The sequence below is a fragment of the Micromonospora sp. M51 genome, assembly GCF_018070305.1.
GTDB classification, from domain to species: Bacteria; Actinomycetota; Actinomycetes; order Mycobacteriales; family Micromonosporaceae; genus Micromonospora; species Micromonospora parva.
Genome location: NZ_JAGPXZ010001095.1, coordinates 1 through 1,450, shown reverse-complemented (window position 1 = coordinate 1,450; position 1,450 = coordinate 1). Strand labels below are relative to the sequence as shown.

The following is a 1,450-nucleotide window of genomic DNA, read 5'->3' as shown; positions in this document are numbered from 1 at the left end:
CACCGGTTGGATCTCGTACAACTGCGGGTTGTTGCTGCGCCGGCACGCCCGCCGTCCCGCGGCCCTGCTCGCGGCCGGTCGGCTGATGGCCGACCCGTGGGCGGGCAGCCGCACGTTCGCCGCGCTGCTCGCCGCCGTGATCTTCGGCGGGGGTGCGGCCGCCCAGCGCGCCTACTTCGCCACCAAGGACCAGCTCGAGCGGGAGCAGAGTCGACTCGCCGGGATTGACGGTGGCGACAACCCCTTCTATCTGTCCACCATGGATCTCGTCGACGGCGCGGTGGCCGTGGCCATTCTGATCGCGACGGGTGGGCTGATCGTCGCGCTGGTCGAGGGGATCGTCGCCCGCCGACGTGCCTACGCCGCGCTGGTGGCCACCGGGGTGCCCCGCGCCGTGCTGAGCCGTTCGGTGGCCTGGCAGGCGCTGACCCCGGCGGTGCCGGCGATCCTGCTCGCGCTCACCGTGGGCACGCTGCTCGGTCGAGGGCTCATCGCGAAGGTGTCGACGGGCGGCTCATCGGCGGAGATCTGCGAGGCCACGGCCGCGCTGTGCGACGACCCGGCCACCCGCGAGCAGTACACCCGGATCGTGTACACCCCCGGGATCGAGCGAGCCGTTCCCGTACCCCTGGAGCACCTGGCCTGGCTCGGTGCCGGCACGCTGGCCGCGGTGCTGGTGACGGTCGGTGTCGGTCTGCTCTTCCTGCGCACCAGCACGGCGTTGGACGAGCTGCGTACGGCCTGAGTCGATGTAACACAGCAGGTGGCGGCGTCGCTGTGTGCACCGGAGGCCCGGACGATCGGGTTTCCGGTGTCGGACCCGACGGTCCCGGCACGGTGACCATGGGAGTTCGCCAGATGCACAACCAACCGGGCACCGCCCCGCCGGTGTTCGTCGACGGCACCGGGCGTCGTCGGCGGCTGACCGTCATCGTTGGCACCACCATGGGTCTTGGCCTGCTCACCAGCCTGGCCCTGATCGTCGCGGGGCTCTTCCTGGACACCTCGGTGCCGCTGCCCGGCTGGTCGGACGACTCCCGGGGGACGCGCCCGGTGGAGGCCGGCGTCGACGAGATCAACCAGCCCCGGGTGGCCACCTCGCCGTCGCCGTCGCCGTTGACCCGGACGTCGGCGCCGCTGCCGCGCGTCACCCGGACCGCCGGCGACCGAAGCCCCACCCCTGCCGGTGCGACCGCCGACGTCACCGGTGCGCCGTCGGCCACCGACCGACCGGGTCGCGGCGACGAGCACCGCAACACCGCCAAGCCGAGCAGGTCGCCCGGTAAGCCGCAGTGACGATGGCGAAACACGTGGCCCGGCGTGACCCCCGGGCACACTGGCTGCTTCTCCTGCTCGGGCTGCTCCTGCTGCTCGCGGCGCTCACCGTCAACGGTCTGGTGAGTGGCCTCGCCGGTGGTTCGGGAAACGCCACCGCGCGGCCCGCGCCGGA

The 1,450-nt window shown here is 72.8% G+C and carries 2 protein-coding genes; both read left to right on the top strand.

Annotation, left to right across the window (positions count from 1 at the left end; genetic code table 11):
* Positions 1-745: FtsX-like permease family protein (locus KBX53_RS32745; RefSeq protein WP_309140911.1), on the top strand; the 745-nt coding region annotated here is incomplete at its 5' end.
* A 113-nt stretch (positions 746-858) separates the two neighbouring features.
* Positions 859-1,296, top strand: a complete 438-nt coding sequence (locus KBX53_RS32740) for a hypothetical protein (RefSeq protein WP_030334001.1) — start codon at positions 859-861, stop codon at positions 1,294-1,296.
* Positions 1,297-1,450 lie beyond the last annotated feature (154 nt).

Bases quoted from the DNA above. Each gene is read 5' to 3' on its own strand.
- KBX53_RS32740 (WP_030334001.1), top strand. From the start codon at position 859: ATGCACAACCAACCGGGCACCGCCCCGCCGGTGTTCGTCGACGGCACC.